The following is a 411-nucleotide window of genomic DNA, read 5'->3' as shown; positions in this document are numbered from 1 at the left end:
GTGTAAAGCTCCTTTCCGTCATGGAATGAGCCGTGATACGCTACTAATATTATACCATATCTACGGCTCTAAGACATCAGATTTCGTCCAGTGTATCAATAATTTTTTCAAACTGTTTTCGCTTTATCTGAATACGGTTTCCATTAACGATAACCCAACCAGAGTCCAGATTTTCCTCGGCAAGTTTACGCAACTTCTTTTCCCCGATACGAAAATATCGGGACGCTTCTTCTATACTAAGGGTGTATTTTTCCCACATCGGCACATCCGTATTGTTCATGTTGCTACAGCTCCTTTCTGTGTGTCTTCTCATAAGCCGCCAGCCGGCTTTGGCAAGCTCCGTTAGTCTCTCACCTATTCCCATTCTTGTGGGCAGGGCCGCCCCCCGACCGGCTCAGGCCCCCCTCCCGG

General features: G+C 47.4%; 1 protein-coding gene. It reads right to left on the bottom strand.

Going from position 1 to position 411, the window contains the following annotated elements; genetic code table 11:
* Window positions 1–76: 76 nt before the first annotated feature.
* Window positions 77–280 (bottom strand): excisionase, encoded by a 204-nt coding sequence (locus MU407_RS14230; RefSeq protein WP_246958466.1) that lies wholly within the window; start codon window positions 278–280, stop codon window positions 77–79.
* Window positions 281–411 lie beyond the last annotated feature (131 nt).

The sequence above is a fragment of the Brachybacterium sp. Marseille-Q7125 genome (genome assembly GCF_023062615.1).
Lineage (GTDB): Bacteria > Actinomycetota > Actinomycetes > Actinomycetales > Dermabacteraceae > Brachybacterium.
Note: the sequence above shows the minus strand (reverse complement) of the source record. Positions and strands in the feature narration are given on the sequence as shown.